This is a genomic window from Hypericibacter adhaerens, from assembly GCF_008728835.1.
Lineage (GTDB): Bacteria > Pseudomonadota > Alphaproteobacteria > Dongiales > Dongiaceae > Hypericibacter > Hypericibacter adhaerens.
Genome location: NZ_CP042582.1, coordinates 5013262 through 5034274, shown reverse-complemented (window position 1 = coordinate 5034274; position 21013 = coordinate 5013262). Strand labels below are relative to the sequence as shown.

At 67.7% G+C, this 21013-nt stretch carries 19 protein-coding genes; 12 read left to right on the top strand and 7 right to left on the bottom strand.

Translation table 11 applies throughout. The annotated features are described in order from the left end of the window. Positions 1–55: 55 nt before the first annotated feature. Together FRZ61_RS22525 and amaB are read right to left on the bottom strand one after the other, a co-directional pair. Positions 56–1129, bottom strand: a complete 1074-nt coding sequence (locus FRZ61_RS22525) for a saccharopine dehydrogenase family protein (RefSeq protein ID WP_151119848.1) — start codon at positions 1127–1129, stop codon at positions 56–58. A gap of 9 nt (positions 1130–1138) precedes the next feature. Then, positions 1139–2641 (bottom strand): L-piperidine-6-carboxylate dehydrogenase, encoded by a 1503-nt coding sequence (amaB, locus tag FRZ61_RS22520; RefSeq protein ID WP_151119847.1) that lies wholly within the window; start codon positions 2639–2641, stop codon positions 1139–1141. A gap of 273 nt (positions 2642–2914) precedes the next feature. Between amaB and FRZ61_RS22515 the strand changes: the two genes are divergently transcribed. From FRZ61_RS22515 to FRZ61_RS22505, 3 genes are all read left to right on the top strand, one after another. Next, positions 2915–4720, top strand: coding sequence for an ABC-F family ATP-binding cassette domain-containing protein (locus FRZ61_RS22515; protein WP_151119846.1), 1806 nt, complete (start codon positions 2915–2917; stop codon positions 4718–4720). Next, positions 4717–4974, top strand: a complete 258-nt coding sequence (locus FRZ61_RS22510; RefSeq protein WP_151119845.1) for a GIY-YIG nuclease family protein — start codon at positions 4717–4719, stop codon at positions 4972–4974. Before FRZ61_RS22515 ends, FRZ61_RS22510 begins: the two co-directional genes overlap by 4 nt. Before the next feature lie 221 nt (positions 4975–5195). Beyond that, the gene (locus tag FRZ61_RS22505) at positions 5196–6053 is read left to right on the top strand and encodes a DUF1289 domain-containing protein (protein WP_407657876.1); all 858 of its coding nucleotides are present in this window, start codon (positions 5196–5198) and stop codon (positions 6051–6053) included. A gap of 3 nt (positions 6054–6056) precedes the next feature. Here FRZ61_RS22505 and FRZ61_RS22500 read toward each other — a convergent pair whose 3' ends face one another. Beyond that, a complete protein-coding gene (locus tag FRZ61_RS22500; RefSeq protein ID WP_151119843.1) occupies positions 6057–6467 on the bottom strand; it encodes a hypothetical protein in 411 nt (136 codons plus the stop codon). 16 nt (positions 6468–6483) lie between these two features. Next, on the bottom strand, positions 6484–6912 hold the full coding sequence (locus tag FRZ61_RS22495) for a glycine zipper domain-containing protein (RefSeq protein WP_151119842.1): 429 nt from the start codon (positions 6910–6912) through the stop codon (positions 6484–6486). 166 nt (positions 6913–7078) lie between these two features. On the opposite strand from FRZ61_RS22495, the gene FRZ61_RS26710 reads away from it, so the two are divergent. From FRZ61_RS26710 to FRZ61_RS22480, 3 genes are all read left to right on the top strand, one after another. After that, entirely contained in the window at positions 7079–8113 is a 1035-nt protein-coding gene (locus FRZ61_RS26710; protein WP_225308953.1) for a helix-turn-helix transcriptional regulator, read from the top strand. Between the two features lie 126 nt (positions 8114–8239). Then, positions 8240–9376 (top strand): aromatic ring-hydroxylating oxygenase subunit alpha, encoded by a 1137-nt coding sequence (locus FRZ61_RS22485; protein ID WP_151119841.1) that lies wholly within the window; start codon positions 8240–8242, stop codon positions 9374–9376. Positions 9377–9486: 110 nt separating this feature from the next. After that, a complete protein-coding gene (locus FRZ61_RS22480; protein ID WP_151119840.1) occupies positions 9487–9684 on the top strand; it encodes a hypothetical protein in 198 nt (65 codons plus the stop codon). A gap of 22 nt (positions 9685–9706) precedes the next feature. Here FRZ61_RS22480 and FRZ61_RS22475 read toward each other — a convergent pair whose 3' ends face one another. Beyond that, a complete protein-coding gene (locus tag FRZ61_RS22475) occupies positions 9707–11500 on the bottom strand; it encodes an ATP-binding protein (protein WP_151119839.1) in 1794 nt (597 codons plus the stop codon). Positions 11501–11906: 406 nt separating this feature from the next. Here FRZ61_RS22475 and FRZ61_RS22470 point away from each other — a divergent pair, with 406 nt between their 5' ends. After that, positions 11907–13754, top strand: a complete 1848-nt coding sequence (locus tag FRZ61_RS22470) for a chloride channel protein (RefSeq protein WP_151119838.1) — start codon at positions 11907–11909, stop codon at positions 13752–13754. A gap of 20 nt (positions 13755–13774) precedes the next feature. Here FRZ61_RS22470 and FRZ61_RS22465 read toward each other — a convergent pair whose 3' ends face one another. Further along, a complete protein-coding gene (locus tag FRZ61_RS22465) occupies positions 13775–14524 on the bottom strand; it encodes an SDR family oxidoreductase (RefSeq protein WP_151119837.1) in 750 nt (249 codons plus the stop codon). A 138-nt stretch (positions 14525–14662) separates the two neighbouring features. Between FRZ61_RS22465 and FRZ61_RS22460 the strand changes: the two genes are divergently transcribed. Genes FRZ61_RS22460 through FRZ61_RS22450 form a run of 3 tightly spaced genes read left to right on the top strand, consistent with a single transcriptional unit; the run spans position 14663 to position 17518 of the window. Next, positions 14663–15421, top strand: a complete 759-nt coding sequence (locus FRZ61_RS22460) for an SDR family NAD(P)-dependent oxidoreductase (protein ID WP_151119836.1) — start codon at positions 14663–14665, stop codon at positions 15419–15421. Between the two features lie 50 nt (positions 15422–15471). Next, a complete protein-coding gene (locus FRZ61_RS22455) occupies positions 15472–16638 on the top strand; it encodes a mandelate racemase/muconate lactonizing enzyme family protein (RefSeq protein ID WP_191909166.1) in 1167 nt (388 codons plus the stop codon). Between the two features lie 31 nt (positions 16639–16669). Beyond that, on the top strand, positions 16670–17518 hold the full coding sequence (locus FRZ61_RS22450; protein ID WP_151119834.1) for a fumarylacetoacetate hydrolase family protein: 849 nt from the start codon (positions 16670–16672) through the stop codon (positions 17516–17518). A 195-nt stretch (positions 17519–17713) separates the two neighbouring features. Here FRZ61_RS22450 and FRZ61_RS22445 read toward each other — a convergent pair whose 3' ends face one another. Next, positions 17714–18844: a mandelate racemase/muconate lactonizing enzyme family protein gene (locus FRZ61_RS22445; protein ID WP_151119833.1), complete on the bottom strand. Its 1131-nt coding sequence runs from the start codon at positions 18842–18844 to the stop codon at positions 17714–17716. A gap of 99 nt (positions 18845–18943) precedes the next feature. Between FRZ61_RS22445 and FRZ61_RS22440 the strand changes: the two genes are divergently transcribed. Together FRZ61_RS22440 and FRZ61_RS22435 are read left to right on the top strand one after the other, a co-directional pair. Continuing rightward, positions 18944–19744, top strand: coding sequence for an IclR family transcriptional regulator (locus FRZ61_RS22440; protein WP_191909165.1), 801 nt, complete (start codon positions 18944–18946; stop codon positions 19742–19744). 315 nt (positions 19745–20059) lie between these two features. Beyond that, positions 20060–20983: an IS110 family RNA-guided transposase gene (locus FRZ61_RS22435; RefSeq protein ID WP_151120677.1), complete on the top strand. Its 924-nt coding sequence runs from the start codon at positions 20060–20062 to the stop codon at positions 20981–20983. Positions 20984–21013 lie beyond the last annotated feature (30 nt).

The window sequence follows — 21013 nt, the reverse complement described above, 5'->3', positions numbered from 1 at the left end:
CCCTCCCTCGCCCTCCCCCAAAGTTGGGGGAGGGGATTACTTACTAAATCTGCGCTCATCGCCCACCCGTCTGGAACAGCTTCCCCGTCGTCGTCTTGAGATAAGGCGCCAGCGGGATGTCCTCCTGGCGCAGGAAGCCCTGCGCGGGAAGCGCGCCGTCGCGGACCATCTCGATGACCGAGGCGACCGAGGCCGAGGTGGTCCAGGAGATCGCCGTGCGCCGCGCGCCCGCGAGCTCCAGCGGATAATAAGCGCGCACGAACTCCTTGCGCCGGAGCGCCCCGTTCACTGTGCCCTCGGCCGCGACATGGACATAGACCACGTCATCGTCGACCGGCGGCTTGGCGTGGGTGAGGATCTGGCCCGCGAGCTCGCGGCGCTCGCGCATCAGGAGCTCATGGAAGAAGAAGTTCATGAGCTGCACATGTCCGGGATAGCGGATGGTCTTGTAGTCGATATTGTCGACCTTGCCGAGGAACGTGTCGCACATGGTGCCGAGCCCGCCCGAGGTGGTGAAGGCCTCGAGCCGCACCCCGTCGATATAGAGCGTCTCGATCCATTCCATCGGCGAGACCAGCTTCTTCTGGCCTTCCTCGATGACCTCGCAATCGTTGAGATACTCGTTGACCACGCCCTCGGGCGACCAGTTGAAGGCATAGCCCATGAGGCCGGTCGGGTTGCGCGGCAGGGCGCCGACGCGCATGCGGATCGAGCGGCAATGATCGAACTGGCGGGCGAGGTCGGAGCCCACGATGCCGACAAAGCCCGGCGCCAGGCCGCATTGCGGCGCCATCAGGCCCTTGGCCGTCTTGCTCAGATCGATGATGGCCTTGGTGGTCGGCACATCCTCGGTCAGATCGAAATAGTGCAGCCCCAGCCCATGGGCGATGCGGGCGAGCGAAGCGTTGAGGTGATAGGGCAGGCAGGAGAGCACCGCCTCGACGCCGCCCAGCGCCTGACGCAGATCGGATTCCGATTTCAGGTCGGCCGGCTGGACCGGGAAGGGGAGCGGATCGCGCGGCGCCTTCATGTCGAAGGCCGTCACCTCGAATCCGGATTCATGCAGCAGCAACGCGGCCAACGTCCCGACCTTGCCCAGGCCCAGGACGGCGATCTTCGTGAACAGCATGGGCTCGCCTCAGATCTCGAATTTGATGCCCTGCGCCAGCGGCAGGGCGCGCGAATAGTTCACCGTGTTGGTCTGGCGGCGCATATAGCCTTTCCAGGCATCCGAGCCCGATTCGCGCCCGCCGCCCGTCTCCTTCTCGCCGCCGAAGGCCCCGCCGATCTCGGCGCCCGAGGGCCCGATATTGACGTTGGCGATGCCGCAATCCGAGCCCACCGCCGACAGGAAGGTCTCGGTCTCGCGGATGTCGGTCGAGAAGATGCAGGAGGCGAGGCCCTGCGGCACCGCGTTGTGGAGCGCGATCGCCTCGGCCAGCTCGCGGTATTTCATCACATAGAGGATGGGCGCGAAGGTCTCGTGCCGGACGATCTCGGTCTGCGACGGCATCTCGACGATCGCCGGATGAACGTAATGTGCGTTGGGATAGCGGTCGGCCAGCGCCCGGCCGCCGCCATGGAGGGTGCCGCCCTCTTTCTTCGCCTGTTCCAGCGCCTTGCTCATGCCGGCGAAGGCGGCCGCGTCGATCAGCGGGCCGACCAGCACGCCCTGCGTCAGCGGATCGCCGATCGGCAGCTTGCCATAGACGGCGGTCAGCCGCGGGAGGAGCGTGTCATGGACGCTTTCATGCAGGATCAGGCGCCGCAGGCTGGTGCAGCGCTGGCCGGCGGTACCGACGGCCGAGAACACGATCGCGCACAAGGCGAGCTCGAGATCGGCCGAGGGCGCCACGATCATGGCATTGTTGCCGCCGAGCTCGAGGATCGCCCGGCCGAAGCGCTCGGCCACCCTGGGGCTGACGGCGCGGCCCATCGCGGTCGAGCCCGTGGCCGAGACGATCGGCACGTCGCGGCTTTCGACCAGGATCTGGCCGGTCTCGCGGCCGCCGATCACGACCTGCAGCAATCCCTCCGGCGCGTCGCCGCCGAATTTCTTCGCGGCACGTTCGAAGATCTTCGCCACGGCCAGCGCGCAAAGCGGCGTCTTCTCCGACGGCTTCCAGATCACGGGATCGCCGCAGACGAAGGCGAGCGCCGCGTTCCAGGCCCAGGGCGCCACCGGGAAATTGAAGGCGGTGATGACGCCGCAGACGCCCATCGGATGCCAGGTCTCGCGCATCGAATGGCCGGGCCGCTCGGAGGCGATGGTGAGGCCGTAGAGCTGGCGCGAGAGGCCCACGGCGAAGTCGCAGATATCGATCATCTCCTGCACCTCGCCCAGGCCTTCCTGCAGGATCTTGCCGGCCTCGAGCGTGACCAGGCGGCCGAGCTTCTCCTTGTTGGCGCGCAGCTCCTCCCCGAACAGCCGCACCAGCTCGCCGCGGCGCGGCGCCGGCACCTGGCGCCAGCGCTCGAACGCCGTCTTGGCCTTCGCGATCAGGGGCGCGATGTCGGCGGCGCCATGGGTCTTGAGGCGCGCGATCTCCGCGCCGTCGATCGGCGTGCGCACGGCCATCGCACCGCCCTCGATCTCGGCCGGCGTCAGACCGCAGGCGATGAGAATGTCTCTATGCCCCATGGGGGTTGCTCCTGAATGACGAGAAAATGAGGAATGGCGCGCGCCCCGGGTCCGGGCGCGCGGCCGGATGCTGCCAGAAGCCCCGGAAAACCGACAGTAGGTTCTATTGCCGCAGTCCTTTCAGGCGGTTGGGTATCGGCGTTTCCTTCCTCGCCCCCCACTTCGTGGGGGCGAGGGAGAAAAGGTTCCATCGAACGGTTATTTCGATGACGCAAAGAGAGAGCGGCGGTCGGGGCTTGCCGCCGCGCGAGCCGACCCTGTAAAGGAGCGGCCATGGCCCCACCGATCCTGATCCTGCGCGACATCCATCTGACCTTCGGCGGCACGCCGCTGCTCGAGGGCGCCGAGCTGGCCTTGTCGGCGGGCGAGCGGCTCTGCCTGGTGGGCCGCAACGGCTCGGGCAAATCGACGCTGCTCAAGATCGCGGCGGGCCTGATCCAGCCCGATGGCGGCGAGCGCTTCCTGCAGCCGGGCACGACGCTGCGCTACCTGCCGCAGGAGCCCGACCTCTCAGGCTTCGCGACCACGCTCGCCTATGTCGAGGCCGGGCTGGCGCCGGGCGACGATGCCTATCGCGCGAAATACCTGCTGGAGCAGCTGGGCCTCACTGGCGAGGAGAGCCCCGCGCGGCTCTCGGGCGGCGAGGCGCGGCGCGCGGCGCTGGCGCGCGCCCTGGCGCCCGAGCCCGACATCCTGCTGCTCGACGAGCCCACCAACCATCTCGACCTGCCCGCGATCGAATGGCTCGAGGCCGAGCTCAAGGGGGCCCGCTCGGCCCAGATCCTGATCAGCCATGACCGGCGTTTCCTGGAGACGCTGTCGCAAGCGACCGTCTGGCTCAGCGACGGGCGCGCGCGCCGGCTCGACAAGGGCTTCGCCGCCTTCGAGAGCTGGCGCGACGAGATCCTGGAGCAGGAGGAGGTCGCGCGGCACAAGCTCGACCGCAAGATCGCGTCCGAGATGGAGTGGCTGCATCGCGGCGTGACGGCGCGGCGCAAGCGCAACCAGGGCCGTCTGCGGGCCCTGTTCGAGCTGCGCAAGCAGCGCCGCACGGCCAAGGCGCCGGCGGGCATGACGGCGATGGAGGCCAGCGCCGGCGAGCTCTCGGGCCAGCTCGTCGTCCAGGCGCGCAAGATCTCGAAATCCTATGGCGACAATCCGATCGTCCGCGACTTCTCCACCCGCATCCAGCGCGGGGACCGGGTCGGCATCATCGGCGCGAACGGCGCCGGCAAGACCACGCTGCTCAATCTCCTGACCGGGCAGATCGCACCCGACAGCGGCAGCGTGAAGCTCGGCGTCAATCTGCAGATGGTGACGCTCGATCAGCGCCGGGACAGCCTCGACCCGGCCGCGACCCTGGCGACGACCCTCACGGGCGGACGCGGCGACACGGTCGCGATCGGGGACCGCAAGCAGCATGTCATCGGCTATATGAAGGAGTTCCTGTTCTCGCCGGAGCAGGCCAACACGCCGGTCGGCGTCCTTTCGGGCGGCGAGCGCGGGCGGCTCATCCTCGCGCGGGCGCTGGCGCGGCCTTCCAACCTCCTGGTTCTAGACGAGCCCACCAACGATCTCGATCTGGAAACGCTCGATCTCCTGCAGGAGATGCTGGCCGATTATGACGGCACGGTGCTGCTGGTCAGCCATGATCGAGACTTCCTCGACCGCGTCGTGACCTCCGTCATCGTCAGCGAGGGGCAGGGGCGCTGGGCCGAATATGCCGGCGGCTATTCCGACATGGTCCTGCAGCGTGGCAGTGGCGTCGAGGCGAAGGCGATCGAGAAGCCGCGGCGGGCGGCCAGGGAGGAGACGCCGCGCGCGGCGCCCGCCCCGCGGCGCAAGCTCTCCTTCAAGGAGGAGCACGCGCTGAAGGCGCTGCCGGCCCGGATGGAGAAGCTGCAGGCCGAGATCGCGAAGCTGCAGGGGCTGCTGGCCGATCCGTCGCTCTATGCGCGCGATCGCGCGACCTTCGACAAGGCCACGGCGGGCCTGCATGAGCGCGAGGCCGCGCTGGCCGAGGCCGAGCATGAATGGCTCGAGCTGGAGCTCAAGCGCGAAGAGATCGAGAGGGCATGACGCCGGGTTTCGTCTATGTCCTGGGCAGCCGCCGCCGGCGCGATTGCCGTACCTATGTCGGCTGGACGCTCGATCTGGAGCGCCGGCTGCAGCAGCATAACGACGGCACCGGCGCCAAATCGACGCGCGGCCGGGTCTGGGTGCTGCTCTATGCCGAACGCTGCGGGACGGGGCCCGAGGCCATGAGCCGCGAATGGCACCTCAAGCGCGACCGCAAGTTCCGCGCCATGCTGGCGGGGGCGCTGAGATCGTGATGGCGGCGCGGAGTTTTGTCCCCTCCCCCGTTCCGGGGGAGGGTGAGGGAGGGGGGTGACTCGGTCGACCAACCAGGGCATCTGTAGAGTTCGAATGGCATCGCTCATCGCGTCTTCCCCCTCCCTGGCCCTCCCCCGAAGACGGGGGAGGGGAAGCATGGCGTGACATGACCCTCCAACCCTCCGCCTTGATGCCCAGTCCCTGTATCGGGGTTTGCCGCATGGACGAGCGCAGCGGTCTCTGCCTCGGCTGCGCGCGCTCGGGCGAGGAGATCGCGGTCTGGCGCCAGCTCGGCGAGGCAGAGCGTCGCCGGATCTGGGCGGGCCTGCCGACCCGTTTCGAGCGGCTCGGATTGAAGCTCGCGCGCCTGCCCTGGACCGAGGCGGAGATGAGGGACTTCGTGCGGGAGAAGCTGCAACGACGCGAGGGCAGCTGGGCGGTCGGCTGCTATGGCGCCGTGGCGGAATTCCGCGTGGCACCGGGCGAGGCCTGCGATCTCGACGTTGCCGAGGGCGGCGTCACGGCGCGCAGCGCGCAAGGGGCGCTGCGGCTCGGGATCGGACCCGCGGTTCGGGTGCTGGCCCTTTACGAGACACCGGGCGCGAGCGAGCCGCTCGCCCTGGTCTTCGCGCTGGCACGCCAGCGGGCGGCCTTGCCGGTCGCGGGCGGCCTCGCCTCGCTAGGGCCCGATCGGCGCGCGATCGAGCCTCCGGAGCGGCAGCAGCCTCTCTATGATCTGGGGATCGGGCGCGGCACCATGCGGTTCTGCATCCGCACCGGCAATCCCGCCCTCATGGCCGTGCTGAACGCGGCGAAGGGGTTGCCCTGGCCGGACTATCTGCCGGCCGTCGGCGGTGCGATCCTGAAGGAAAGCCCGGTGCGCGTGGTCGAAAGCGCTTTGGCCCGCGCCGAGATCCGCACCCCCATCCCGCCGCCCGGCACCTCGTCCATCGCGGGCCCGCACACGCATCTCCTGCCGGAGCTGCTGGCGCTGGGCCATGAGGTGGCACCGGGCGTCGATCTGCCGGCCGCCTTCGCGGCCGGGGCGATCTTCTATCCGGAGCCGCCGGCGGATTGAGGCCTACATCTGCGTGCAGGCGCCATAGATCACGAACCCGACCTGGCTGCCCGCGATCGACAGCGACATGTTGCCGGTCGCCTGATCGATCATGGCGGTCCAGCCATTTCCGTTCTGGATGCCCTGCAGGATGATGCGCCCGGCATCGACCTTCTGCGTCAGGATATCGGCGCTCCGCTCCTCGCCGGAGGCGTGCTCGCCATAGGCCTTGTTCGCGGCGAAATCGATCTTGATGAAGCGTGGCAGGTTGATGCCCTCGGGGGTGTCGGCGATGCAATTCTCGCCCGGCACGCATTCGAAGGTCTCGATCATGGCGCAAACGGCGGGTTTCGCCGGATCGATCGTGCCGGCCCAGGCGAGATTCGCCAGCGACGCCAGGGCGGCGGCGAGCGGCGCGATTGTCTTCATGCGCATCGGAAGCTCCCCCGGCTCAATTGACGGTGTAGCCGCGGCCCTGCAGGCAGGCGGCAAGGGCGCGGTTATAGGCGTCGGCCTGGTACTGCTGCTGGTTATATTGCTGCTGCCGCTGGCGATGCTGGCGGATGCCGCCGAAGAGGGCGCCGGTCGCGGCCCCGATCGCCGCACCCTGGCCCGCATCGCCGCCGATGGCGCCGCCGACCACGCCGATCATGGCGCCGCCCGCCGCGCCCCGGAGCACGCCGCCGCTGGGCTGCTCCCCGCTGGGGTAAGGGGTTCCGGCCTGGCTCACCGCCCAGCCCTGGCATTCCTGCGTGTCCTTGGCCTGCTGCTCGGGCGTCTGCCCCTTGCCGGGATAGACATAGAGCTGCTGCGCTTCGAGAGGCATGGCCAGTACCGCGATCAGCATCGCCAGTCCCAGCGATCTCACTCCCACCCGCATCGGATGTCTCCCCGATTGTGCCGTCAAGGTTGGGCTGCCGGCTGTCACGATAGCACGCGGGTAGGAAGCGAGTCACCGACCGGCCCTTCTGTCATGCCGCCGTCATGCGCTTGACCGGGCGCGGGTCCATCCATGAGGATCGGTTCCGCCAAGCGGGGTGGAGCCCTTGTCGTCGCGCAGCATCGATTCCCATACGCTCGATCTGGTGGGCAAGGCCGCGCAGGCGATCGGCACCGATGCCTTCTATCGCCATCTGCTCCATCTCCTGAGCGACGCCATCCCGCATGACATGGCGATGGTACTGCGCTATCCGCGCTATGCGGCGCCCGACTTCCTCTATCGCGAGAAATTCCCGGATCGGCTGGCCGACCTCTATCTGACCGGCTTCTACCGGTTCGACCCCTTCTATCGCCACTGGCATGAGCAAAGACGCTGCGGGGTCGTGCCCTACCGGTCGGTGGCCTCGGCGGATCTGCGGCGCGGCGACTATCATCGTTTCTTCCAGCGCCAGGCCCATATCGCCGACGAGCTCTGCCTGTTCCTGCCCAATGTCGGCCATTCGGCGATCGGCCTCTTCATCGAACGCTCGAAGGGACGCTTCAGCAAGCGCGAGATCGAGCGCGCGCAGGCGATCTATCCCGCTGCCGCCGGGCTGCATGACGCCCATATCGGCCGGATCTTCCTCGACCTGCGCTTCAACCCGGGCAAGCCCGGCCTGCATCTGCCGCGCGCCACGCTGCTGCTCGACCGCTCGGGCCACCGGGTCTATGAGGATGCCGACTGGGCGGAAGCGGAGCGTCGCGATCCCTCGATCGGCCCGGCGCTCGGGGGGCTTGCGAACGGCGCCGAGGCGGATGTCTTCCTTGCCGACGGCCGTGTCCTCCATGCCGAAAGCCTGAGCGCCGATTTCCCCCTGGCCCCGGCGGGACGGATGATCGCGCTGGAGACGCGGGGGCTCTCGCCGCAGCCGGCACCCCGCGCCGTCGACCCGGTCTCGATGCTGGGCGCCGACCTGACGCGGCGCGAGCGCGATATCGTGGCGCTGATCCTGCAGGGCTATCCCTCGAGCGAGATCGCCCGCAAGCTCAAGATCGGCCGCGGCACGGTGAAGAACCACCGCCGCCGGCTCTATTACAAGCTCGACATCACCTCGGAGCGCGAGGTGTTCCTGCTTTTCCTAAGGGCGCTGATGCCCGAATAACGGGCCTTTGGCGGGCTCCTCTTGGTTCCCCCGGGCACCATTGTGGCGCGGTTCGCGCCCTCGATAATGGCAGACGTCGAAATGGCGGCCGGGTCCCGGGCCGCCCGTTCCCTGGGAGAGGATGCCATGCCGAGAGACGAGCCCGCGCTCCGCCAGCCGAAGCTGGCCGGCTTCAACGTCGATCCCGCGCACTCCTATACCTTGTCGGCCCCCTATTACCGGGAACCCGAGGTCCTGGCGCGCGAACGCGACGCGATCTTCTTCAAGAGCTGGATCTTCATCGGCCATGGCGAGAAGGTCGCCCATGTCGGCGACTATTTCACGCATTCGATCTTCGACCAGAACATCCTGGTGATCCGCGCCAAGGACCAGCGCATCCGGGCCTTCTACAATGTCTGCGCCCACCGTGCCCATGAGCTGCTGCAGGGGGAAGGCAACGCCAAGGTCATCACCTGCCCCTACCATGCCTGGTCCTACCATGCCGATGGCAGCCTGCGTTCGGCGCGCGGCAGCGAGAAGGTGGCGGGCTTCGACAAGGACGAGTTCTGCCTCAAGGAGGTGCAGATCGAGAGCTTCCTGGGCTTCCTCTTCGTCAATCTCGACCCGGCGGCACCGCCGCTCGCCGTGCAATCGGGCGATCTTGCGAAAGAAGTCCGAGGTTATGTACCCGACGTGGAGAAGCTGACCTTCTCGCGCCGGCTGACCTTCGACCTCAAGGCCAACTGGAAGAACGTCGTCGACAACTATCTCGAATGCTATCACTGCCCGCCGGCCCATCCGGCCTTCTCCGACCTGATCGACATCAAGAAATACCGCTCGATCACGCACGGCATCTATTCGAGCCATATCGGCCCCATGACCGGCGGCGACAACAAGGCCTACAAGTTCGATGCCGCGCGGCAGGACAGCAGCCTGCATTTCTCGGGCTGGTATCTCTGGCCCAACATCACCCTCAACACCTTCCCCGGCTGCCCGAACCTGAGCGTGCTGCAGATCATTCCGACCGGCCCCGAGACCTGCCGCGAATATTGGGACTTCTATTTCTCGAGCCAGGAGCCGAACGACGAGGAACGGGCCGCGGTCGAGTATGTCGACAGGGTGCTGCAGCCCGAGGATATCGGGCTGGTCGAGAGCGTGCAGCGCGGCCTGCGTTCGAAAGGCTACCACCAGGGCCGGTATATCGTGGATGCCGAGCGCAGCGACATCAGCGAGCATGCGCTCCACCATTTCCACAGCCTGGTCCTGAACGCGCTGGGGGATTGAGGGCGCCAGCCCCGCGCTAAAGCGCCTCACTGGCGACGGCCGGCGATCGCGGCTAGACTCCCCACCAGAGCGGGCGAAGGCCCGCGCCGTTCATAGTGGGAGGACGTCTCATGGCTTTCGAAGCCATCAAGGCCCAGATCGAGACGCTGCTCGAGCAGATGGAGAATCAGCCCGAGGACAAGCACGAGCTCTATCTCCAGCTCCATGAGAAGCTGAACGAATGGCGCGCCACCGGCCAGCCCGTCCCGCAGGACCTGCTGGACCTCGAGGCGGAGCTCGAGGCCGAGTTCTCGGAGGAGCAGGGCTGAGCGCCGCCCTTCGGCCGCGGCCTCAGGCGCTGCTGCGCCGCGCCCGGTTGGCGATGGTGAGGCTGGTCCGGATCGCGTCGGACAGCGCATTGGCGCGATAGGGTTTCGCCAGGATCGAGAATCCCTCCGCCGCCACTTCGGCCGCGGCATCGCTATAGCCGGTCACCAGCAGGATCGGCTGCGAGGGGAAGTAGCGCCGGATGCGGCGCGCCAGGTCGAGGCCGGTCATGCTGCCCGGCATGACGATATCCGAGAGCACCAGATCGAAGCGCTGGCCGCCCAGGAGCAGGGCGAGCGCCGTGCCCGCATCCTGCACCCAATGGGAGCGGTAGCCGATGAGGTCGAGCATCCGCATGGCGGTCTCGGCCACCCCGTCATTGTCCTCGACCAGCAACACCAGGCCGATGCCGCGCGCCAGGTGCTGGCGATCGTCGGTCGCCTTCGTGGGCGCATCCACGTAGCTGCGCGGCAGCCAGAGCGTCACGGTCGTGCCGTCGCCGACCTTGCTTTCGATCGTGGCGAGACCGCCCGCCTGCTGGGCGAAGCCATGGACCTGGCTCAGCCCCAGCCCGCTGCCCTTGCCCACGACCTTGGTGGTGAAGAAGGGCTCGAACACATGGGCCAGCACGTCGGGCTCGATGCCGGTGCCGTTGTCGGAAACGCTCAAGGCGACGAAATCCCCGGTATAGGCGGCGCCGGGATAATCGGCGCCGCGCAGGGTCACGTTGCGCCCGTCGATCCGCACCAGCCCGCCTTCCGGCATCGCGTCGCGCGCATTGACGCAGAGATTGATCAGCGCCAGCTCCATCTCGCCGAGGTCGCATTCGATCGGCCAGAGATCGTGGGGGAAGGTCACGACGATCCGGATATTGCCGCCGAGCGCGCGCGCCAGGAAATCGGTCATGCCCTCCGAGCGGGTGGCGAGATCGATGATCTCGGGCCGGAGCGCCTGCCGGCGCGTGAAGGTGAGAAGCTGGCGCGTCAGCCGTGTGCCCTGGAGCGCGGCATGCTCCATGGCCTCGACCAGGCGGGCGCCCGTGGGCGCCACCTGGTCGCGAACCAGATCGACCGAGCCGAGGATGATGGTGAGGAGGTTGTTGAAATCGTGGGCGACGCCGCCGGCAAGCCGGCCCACCGCTTCGAGCTTCTGCGCCTCGCGCAGCGCGGTCTGGGTGCGCTCGCGTTCCTCGATCTCCTCCTCGAGCTGGCGCGTCCGGTCCCTGACCCGCTCCTCGAGCGTGTCGTTGAGCACCTGCAGCCGCGCCTCGCTGTCGCGCAGCTTCTTGTTGGCATCCTGCAGCGCCTGGGCGCGCTGGAAGATCTCGGCCTCCATCTTCTCATGGAGCGCCCTGGCCTGCTGTTCCTTCTCGAGCTCGAGCGACTTCGCGCGCATATAGTCGGTCACGTCCTCGACCCGGTGGATCAGCAGCGCGACATTGCCCTCGGCGTCGAGCACCGGCGAGTTGAAGGGGCTCCAATAGCGTTCCTCGAACCCGCCACCCTGCTCGGCCGGACGGCGCACGTCGTATTTCTGCACCGCCATCGCGTCGGGTGTCTTGTTCGCCCGCGCGCGCAGGAGCGAGGCCCGCAGATTGGCGACGCCGGTGGCCTCGGGCTCGTCGGGATTGTCGGGGAAGACATCGAAGATGTTGCGGCCGAGGATCTCCTCGCGCCGCGTCATGGTGGCGGCGAGATAGGCGTCCGTCACCGCCACGATCGTCAGATCATCGGGTTTCAGCACCAGATAGAGACCGGGCAGGGCCTGGAACAGGGCTTGGTAATCCACGCCGGGTGGCTGCGTTTGCGCGCCGGCCATCACGCTCTCCCGAAACCAGTCGGGGCCCCCTCACCCCGTCGGCACCAGGCGCGATCTCCTTGATGCCCTTGACGAACCAGCCTGACACGGCTTCTGTCGCAATTGCAATCTAACCGGCCGATTAGTACCGACGAATTCAAGCCTTGGACGGTTGATAGGCCAATCAATCAATTGGTAGGAGTCGGAAACCGGTCGGCCCCGTCCTGTTGCCCGGTTCCGGCGGCGGTCATTGTCGTATGACAGATCCGTAAGACCGTCCTTGGAGGCGGTTTTTGGCGTCGCGACGAAAGCCGGGGGCGCTGGCGCGACAGCGGCGTGGAAGCCCCGGGTCGAAGTTTCCGGATGCGGCGGCGATCGCAAGCCCAAGCCCGTCGGCGTCCGCGTGAATGCACGGGTTGGCCTCGCGATGTCGTCGATCTCCTCGTTCCGCTTCCGGCTGCGCTGGCCGTTCAAATCCAGGTTCCTGGCGCGCTTGAAGATCGCCCTGCTGCGGGGCTTCGCGCAGCGGGCCCGCGACAACAGCATCACCCTGATCGCGCTGGCGGTGGCGATCGGGCTCGTGGTGGGGGCCGCGACCTGCCTGCTGCAGCATCTTCTGGCCCTGATCCATTGGCTGCTCTTCGCCACGCCCCTCATCGGCCATCTGAGCGCCGGCGATGCCGACGGTCCGATCCGCATCGCCGCGGTGACGATCCTGGGCTGTTTCCTCTATGGCCTCGTGGCGGCGGCCGAGCGGCGCTGGCGCGGGCGCGACGTGGTCGATCCGATCGAGGCCAACGCGCTCTATGGCGGCCGTATGTCCCTGCGCGACAGCCTCTCGCTCACGGCCATGACCCTGTTCTCGACCGGCGTCGGGGCCTCGGTCGGCATGGAGGCGGCCTATACCCAAAGCGGCGGCGGCTTCGCCTCGCAGCTGGGCCAGCTCTTCCGGATGCGCCGCGGCGACCTGCGCATCCTGGTCGGCTGCGGCACGGCCGCTGCCATCGCCGCCGCCTTCAACGCGCCGCTGGCGGGGGCCTTCTATGCCTTCGAGCTCGTGATCGGCAGCTATTCGCTGGCGGCGCTGGCGCCGGTCGGGCTCGCCAGCGTCTCCGCCGCCCTCGTCGGCCGTTCCGTCTTCGGCACCTACTCGATCTTCCTGGTGCCGCAGCAGCTGGCGCCCACCAACATCGATTTCTTCTATTTCGTCGTCATCGGCTTCGCCGGGGCCGGGGTCGGAATCGCGGCCATGCGCGCCGTGACCGGGGTGGAGCGGGTCCTGCAGCGGGTGCAGATGGCGCGGGGCCTGCGCCCGCTCGTGGCGGGGCTGGGCCTGGCCGCGATGGCGCTGCTCTATCCCCAGGTGCTGGGGGCCGGCCACGGGGCCATCCAGCTCACGGTCGACGGGGTCTTCACCGTCGGCACCCTGGCCGGAATCCTCCTCGCCAAGATCGCGGCCTCGGCGCTGTCGGTCGGCACCGGCATGCGCGGCGGCATGTTCAGCTCCTCCCTGTTCCTGGGCTGCCTCCTGGGCGCGCTCATCGGCAAGGGAGCGGCCCTGCTCTCGCCCAGCGTCGCCAATTTCGAGATCACCTTCACGCTGGCGGGCATGGGAGCGGTGGGCGCGGCCATCATCGGCGCGCCGGTGACGATGATCCTGCTGGTGCTGGAAACCACCGGCAATTACGACATCACCATCGGCGTGATCGTCTCGGTCGTGCTCGCCTCCTTCGCGTCACGGCAATGGTTCGGCTATTCCTTCTCGACCTGGCGCTTCCATCAGCGGGGCCTCAGGCTGCGCGGGGCCTTCGATGTCGGCTGGCTTTCGGACATCACGGCCCGGCAGCTGATGCGCCGCGACCCGGTCTTCGTCTCGGTCAACGAGACGCTGGAGACGGCGCGCCAGACCTTCCCGGTAGGCTCGGTCAAGCGGCTCTTCGTGCTCGAGGAGACGGGCGGCTTTCGCGGCGTGCTCGACACCGCAGCGCTTCACCTGGTGACGGCGCCGGCGGAAGCGACGGCCAAGCGCGTCGGCGATCTGCTGCCCGAGCCGCAGGAACCGATCCTGCCCGGCACGCCGATCCGCACCATCCTGAACCAGTTCGAGCAGCAGGAGGTGGAGACGCTGGCGGTCGTCGGCGACATGACGGCGCGGCGCGTTCTGGGATTCGTCACCGAGGCCTTCGTGCTCAAGCGCTACAACCGGGAGCTCGAGCGCCGCCGCAGCGAGGAGCTCGGCGACAGCGAGCTGTTCGGCTCCTCGACCGAGACCTGACGTAGATCAGAACGCCGGGATCAGATCGTCATGCCGCCATCGATGACCTGCACCGTGCCGGTCACGAAGGCCGATTCGTCCGAGGCGAGATAGACGCAGAGCGCCGCGATCTCCTCAGGGGTGCCGAGGCGTCCCATCGGCTGGCGGGCGATGAAGTCGCGCCGTGCCGCCGCCGGGTCGGCGAAGGCCTGCAGCCGGTCATGCAGGGAGGGCGTCTCGACCGTGCCGGGGCAGAGCGCGTTGCAGCGGATGCCCTTGGTCACATAGTCGGCGGCGACCGCCTTGGTCAGGCCGATGACGGCGGCCTTGGTGGCGCCATAGGCGGCGCGGTTGGGCACGCCCTTCAGCGAGGAGACCACCGAGGCGGTGTTGATGATGACGCCGTGCCCTTGCGCCAGCATGCCCGGCAGGAAGGCCCGGATCGTGCGATACATGCTGTGGACATTGATGTCGAAGGCCCGCATCCAGTCGGCCTTGCCGGTGTCGAGCAGCGTGCCTGCCGGAACCCAGCCGGCGCAATTGAAGAGGATGTCGATGGCGCCGACCTCCTGCGCGACCGCCGCCACCGCCGCGTCGTCGGTCACGTCGAGCCGGCGCGCCTGGATCGCCGCCGGATGGGCGAAGCCCGTGAGCTTGTCGGCCGCGATGTCGGTCGCCCAGACCTTGGCGCCCTCGGCCGCGAAGGCTTCGGCGGTGGCGCGGCCGATGCCCTGCGCCGCGGCCGTGATGAAGGCGGTCTTGCCGGCCAGCCGGCCCGCTTTGGCGTTCATGGTACAGATCCCGTCTTGCGGGCGCGTGGATCGCCGGCGATGCGCCGTCGTTTGCGGGCGGCGCCCGGCTCGTATAGACTCGCGTTCCACAATTTCATAATCAAGTCCAGAATACCGGAAGTCACGAGGATCCCGCCGATGAGCCATTTCCCCACCCGCCCTTACAACCTGGCCGTGATCGGGGCGGCGAGCGGCATCGGCGAAGCGGCCGCCCGCTTCCTCGCTGCCGAAGGGGCCGCTGTCGCCTGCCTCGATGCCAACGAGGCGGGCGCCGCCGCGACCGCTCGGTCGCTCGCGGAGAAAGGGGCGAAGAGCTTCGCCGCCAGGGCCGACGTGACCGACCCGGCCTCGGTCGAGAAGGCCATCGCCGCCACCGCGAAGGAGTTCGGCCAGATCCACGGGCTGGTCAATTGCGCCGGCATCACCGGCAAGACCAACATCAAGGGCCACGAGGTCGAGCTCGCCGATTTCGAGCGCGTCTATGTGATCAATCTCAAGGGCGCCCTGATCGTCAGCCAGGCGATCCTGCGCCATATGCTGCCCTTCAATTACGGCCGCATCCTCCAGGTGGCCTCGATCGCCGGCAAGGAGGGCAATGCCGGCATGACCGCCTATTCGGCCACCAAGGCCGGCCTGATCGGCATGGTGAAGTCGCTGGGCAAGGATTATGCGGAGACCGGCCTCACCATCAATGCGCTGGCGCCGGCCGTCATCCGCACGCCGCTGGTCGATGCGCTGCCCGACGCGACGGTGAAATACATGACCGACAAGATCCCGATGCGCCGCTGCGGCGAGCTCGAGGAATGCGCGGCCATGATCGCCTGGATCCTGTCGCCCGCCTGCAGCTTCACCACCGGCTTCACCTTCGATCTTTCCGGCGGCCGCGCCACCTACTGATCCCGCAAGCGCGAAGCGGGCTCGCCGATCCAGCAAACGGGGAACGCATCATGGCGAAGATCGCCCGGCTTGAGGTGATTCCGATCCGGGCGCCGGGCCAGGCGACCGACGATCTCGACGGCACGGTCGACACGGTGATCGTCCGCGTCACCGACGAGAACGGCGTCTTCGGCATCGGCGAGACCGACGCGCCGCCCGAGGTGGTCAAATCCTTCCTCGAGATGCCCTCGGCCCACAATTGGAGCCGCAACCCGATCGATCTTCTGATCGGCGAGGATCCGCTCGAGATCCAGGGGCTCTGGCAGAAGATGTACGAGGGCACCTTCTGGCCAGGACGGCGGGGCCTCGGCATCCATGCGATCTCGGCCATCGATATCGCGCTCCACGACCTGGTCGGCAAGCAGCTCGGGGTGCCCGCCTACAAGCTCATGGGCGGCGCCCGCCGGCCGCAGCTCCGGCCCTATTGCACCATCTATCCGGGCCTTGCCCATGGGCGCCCGATCCGCGAGCTGATGGCCGAGATCCAGCGCCAGTTCCGCACCGCCCTCGATATCGGCTTCCGCGCGGTGAAGATGGAGGTGCTGTTCTACGATCTCGTCAGCGACCGCGAGCTGGTCGACCTGATCCATGAGGGGCGCGCCATGCTGGGGCCCGACATCCTGATGGCGGTCGATTTCGGCTATCGCTGGCAGAACTGGTACGACGCCAAATGGGTGCTCGACCGGCTGGGCGATTGCGACATCTTCTTCGCCGAGGCGACGCTGCAGCATGACGACCTGGCGGGGCATGCCAGGCTCGCCGCCAACAGCCCGATCCGCATCGGCGGGGCGGAAGCCGCCGCCACGCGCTGGGAGTGCCTCGAATGGCTCGAGCGCGGCAAGGTCGCGGTGCTGCAGCCCAATGTCGCGCGCGGCGGCGGCCTGACCGAGATCAAGCGCATCGCCGAGCTGGCCGAGCTCCACGGCGCCCAGGTCGTGCCTCATGGCTGGAAGACCGGGATCACCTCGGCCGTCGGGCGCCATTTCCAGGCGGCCTGTCCCGCGGCTCCCATCTTCGAATATATATCGCCCCAGGTTTTCGATAGTGTGCTCCGGCGCGAGCTGGTCTCGCCCGAGCCCAAGCTGGTCGACGGCTTCATGGAGCTGCCGACGGCGCCCGGATTGGGGATCGAGCTCAACGAGGATCTGGTGGCGCGCTGGCGCATCGACCGGCGCTGAAGCCAGAGACAGCGACAAGGGAACAGCAGAAATGAAACTGGTTCGGTATGGCGATGTCGGCCGCGAGAAGCCCGGTCTGGTCGACGCGGGCGGCAAGCTGCGCGATCTGAGCGCCGCGATCGACGATCTCGGCGGCCCGGCGCTGCGTCCCGAGGGGCTGGCAAAGCTCAAGGCGCTCGATCCGGCGAAGCTGCCGCCGGTCTCGGGCAATCCCCGCTTCGGCGTGCCGGTCGCCGGCATCGGCAAGATCGTCGCCATCGGCCTCAACTATTCGGACCATGCGGCGGAATCGAACCTGCCGGTGCCGAAGGAGCCGATCATCTTCATGAAGGCGACCTCCTCGCTCAGCGGCCCCAACGACCGCGTCGTGATCCCGAAGGGCTCGGAGAAATCCGACTGGGAGGTCGAGCTCGCGGTGGTGATCGGCAAGCCCGCCTCCTACGTCGCCGAGGCCGAGGCGCTCTCGCATGTGGCGGGCTATCTCATCTGCAACGACGTGTCCGAGCGCGCCTACCAGATCGAGCGCGGCGGCCAGTGGGACAAGGGCAAGGGCTGCGATACGTTCTGCCCGCTCGGCCCCTGGCTCGTCACCGGCGACGAGATCAAGGACCCGCAGGCGCTCGACATGTGGCTCGACGTCAACGGGCAGAAGGCGCAGCGCGGCAACACCCGCACCATGGTGTTCGGCGTCGCGCATATCGTCAGCTATGTGAGCCAGTTCATGTCGCTGCAGACCGGCGACGTCATCACCACCGGCACGCCCCCCGGCGTGGGCATGGGCATGAAGCCGCCGCGCTACCTCAAGCCCGGCGACGTGATGACGCTGGGCATCCAGGGGCTGGGCGAGCAGAGGCAGGAATGCGTGGCGTGGGGGCGGTGAGGGTCGCCTGACCGTCATCCCCGCGAAAGCGTTCACTCTTTCGTCACCCCGGCCCCCGTGTCGCGCCGTAGGCGCGCACGAGGACAGGCTACGGCCGGGGTCCATGAACACGCATCGAACAAGTGTCGGCGCGGTCCGTGTTCATGGATCCCCGCCTTCGCGGGGATGATCTGAAGGCTGCGCGTCGCGCAGCCCTCAGGTCACCCGGAACCGCTCCACCACCTTCGGATCGAGGCTCACGCCCAGGCCCGGGGCCGTCGGCACCGTGACCTTGCCGTCCTTCTCGATCGGGAAGCGCTCCTTGGTCAGCTCCCAGCGCAGGGCGGATTCGCTGGTCGAGTATTCCAGCACCTCCTCGGCCCAATGCTGCGCCAGGAACGCGAGATTGGCGGCGATGGTGATGTTGGATTTGTAGCCGTGGGTGACGACGCGCTTGCCGCGCTTCTTGGCGACGGCGCTGAGGCGCAGGAGCTCGGTCAGGCCGCCCACCATGGTCACGTCGGGCTGGGCGATGTCGATCCTTCCCACCTCGAACATCTGCTCATACTCGTAATGGGTGGTGAGGCCGAGATCGCCGCCGCCGATCGGCACGCCGAAGCCCTGGAAGCGCGCATGGCCTTCCATGTCGTCGAGCGGCAGCGGCGCCTCGACCCAGTGGAAGTTGTAGTCGCGGAAGATCGGCATCAGCGGCAGGCCTTCCTCGGCCTTGCTCCAGGCCGTGGCGGCATCGACCATGAGGCGGATGTCGGGCCCGACATGCTCGCGCGCGGCGCGGATGAGCGAGGCCGTCTTGTCCAGATCCTCGCGCCAGAAGGGATCGGCCACGATCTTGATGCAGCGCAGGCCGAGCTTGAGCCCGCGATCGATGGTGCGGCGCACCTCGTCCGGCGTCTCGCCCAAAGGGTAGACGGTGCCATAGGCGAGGATGCGGTCGCGCTGTTTCTTGCCGAGGATCTCGGCCAGCGGCTTGCCCATCACCTTGCCGCGCAGATCCCAAAGCGCGATATCGACGGCGCTGATCGCGTGGATCACGGCGCCGCGCCGGCCGTAATAGCTGGTGAGATCGTACATCTCGTCCCACAGCGCCTCGACCGGGCTGGGGTCCTTGCCCTTGAGGATCGCCTTCAGCCCCATCGCATGGGTGTGGGAACGCGGCGCCTCGATGATCGCCTTGATCACCGAGGGCACGGAATCGACTTCGGCCAGGCCGGAGACGCCCTGGTCGGTATGGACCATCACCACGCAATTGTCGTAGGAGCCGTCGAAGGTCATGCCGGTCCAGCCCGGCGTCCTGAGCTCGATGACCTCGATGTCCGTGATCTTCATGGTGGCCCTCCCCTGGCGATCCCGGGCGCTCACCTTAATGGTGCAGAATATCGAACGATAGTGCAGAATGCCGGAATTCAGCGACGAGGAGCGATGGCGATGGCGAGGCGGGCGAAGGGATCGGCGGACGGCGAGGAGGAGGGCGCTTCCGGCTCGCGCAGCGTCAGGCGCGCGCTCGAGATCTTCGAGCTGATGCTGTCGCGCGGCGAGCCGCTCGCGGTGGTCGAGATCGTGCAGTCGCTCAAAATCCCGAAATCGACCGCCTATGAGCTGGCGCGCACCCTGACCGACGCCGGCTATCTCGAGCGCATGGGCAAGGAGGGACGCCTCTTCCTCGGCCGCAAGCTGTTCGAGCTCGGCATGATGTATCGCAGCCAGATCGACCTCCTGAAGGAAGGCAGCCAGGTGGTCGAGGCGCTGCGCGACCGGACCGGCGAGACGGTGCAGTTCTCGGTGCTGGAGAACGAGATGATGCTGGTCCTCCTCAAGGAGGAGGGCAGCCATCCGATCCGCATCATCAGCCGGGTCGGCTCGCGCGTTCCGATCAATTGGGCCGCGGCTGCGCGGCTCCTGGTCTCCGATTTCGACGACGCCAAGCTCCAGGACATGCTGAAGCGCACCATCGTGCAGTCGCCCTCGGGCAAGGCGGTGATGGAGGTCGAGAAGCTGATCCAGCAGATCCGCAAGTTCCGCCGCCAAGGCTATGCCGTCGAGATCAACGAGGCCAACGATCATGCCGGCTGCGTGGCCGCCCCGGTCATCGACGCCTCGGGGCGCTGCATCGCCGCCATCAGCGTGGTGGCGCCGGAGCAGCGGCTCGGCAAGGCCAACCGCGATAAGCTGATCGAAGCCGTGCGCGCCGCCGCCGACGGGCTCTCGCACCGGCTGGGTGCGCCGTAGCCGGGATTCAACCCCTCCCCCATCTTTGGGGGAGGGCAAGGGAGGGGGCTGCTCGGTAGAGCAGCAACACGCCGCTCCCGACTTTCATCCTCTATCGAGTCATCCCCCTTCCTAACCCTTGTATCTAGACAAGGGTATCCGGTCATGAATGATCGACACGGTTGCAAGCGGAAGCCCGTCAACCCTCTGGTTTTGAAGACCGTGGGAGAGCTGGGGGCTCCGCTTGCAGGTTCTCCGAGCCCGAACAGTCGCCGGGGCCGCGCTGCGAGCCCGTATCTGCAAGGTCGGGCGAAGAGCCGCAGAAAGGGACCGGGAATGTTCGTTGGGATCGATGTTTCGAAGGCTCGGCTGGATGTGCACGTCCGGCCGACGGGTGCGGCCTTTAGCGTCGCGCGCGACGAGGAAGGTCTGGCGGCTTTGGTTGCCCGGCTGAAGGCACTGGCGCCAAAGTTGGTCGTGCTGGAGGCGACGGGAGGCCTGCAGTTGCGGGCCGCGGCGGTGCTGGCGGCGGCCGGGCTGCCGGTGGCGGTGGTCAACCCGCGTCAAGTCCGTGACTTTGCCCGCGCCACGGGCCGCCTGGCCAAGACTGACGCGCTCGACGCCGAGGCGATCGCCCGGTTTGCCGAGGCGGTCCAGCCGGAACCCCGGCCTCTGCCCGATGCCGAGACCGACCGGCTCAACGGCTTGATCGTCCGCCGGCGCCAGATCGTCGAGATGATGACCGCGGAGAAGAACCGGCGCCATCAGGTGACCCGGCCCGATCTCAAGGCCGATCTCGATGCTCATCTCGAATGGCTGGGCAAGGCCTTGAACCGGATCGACGAGGATCTCGACAATGCCGTGCGCTCCAGCCCGATCTTCCGAGCCAAGGAAGAATTGCTGAAAAGCGTCCCAGGGATCGGTGATGTCGCGTCTCGCACCCTGCTGGCCGAGCTGCCCGAACTGGGCCGCCTCACCCGGCGTCAGATCGCTGCCTTGGTCGGCTTGGCACCCTTCAATCGCGACAGCGGCACCCTGCGCGGCCAGCGCACCATCTGGGGCGGGCGCGCCGCCTTGCGGGCAACGCTCTACATGGCCGCCCTGGCCGCCATTCGCCACAATCCCGCGATCAAGGCCTTCCATGCTCGCCTGCGGGCGGCCGGCAAGCCGGCCAAGGTCGCCATCACCGCCTGCATGCGAAAGCTGCTCGTCACCCTCAATGCCATGGTTCGCGACAACAAACCCTGGCAAACCGCTTGACTGGCAACACAGTCGCTCTCCCATGCCGGG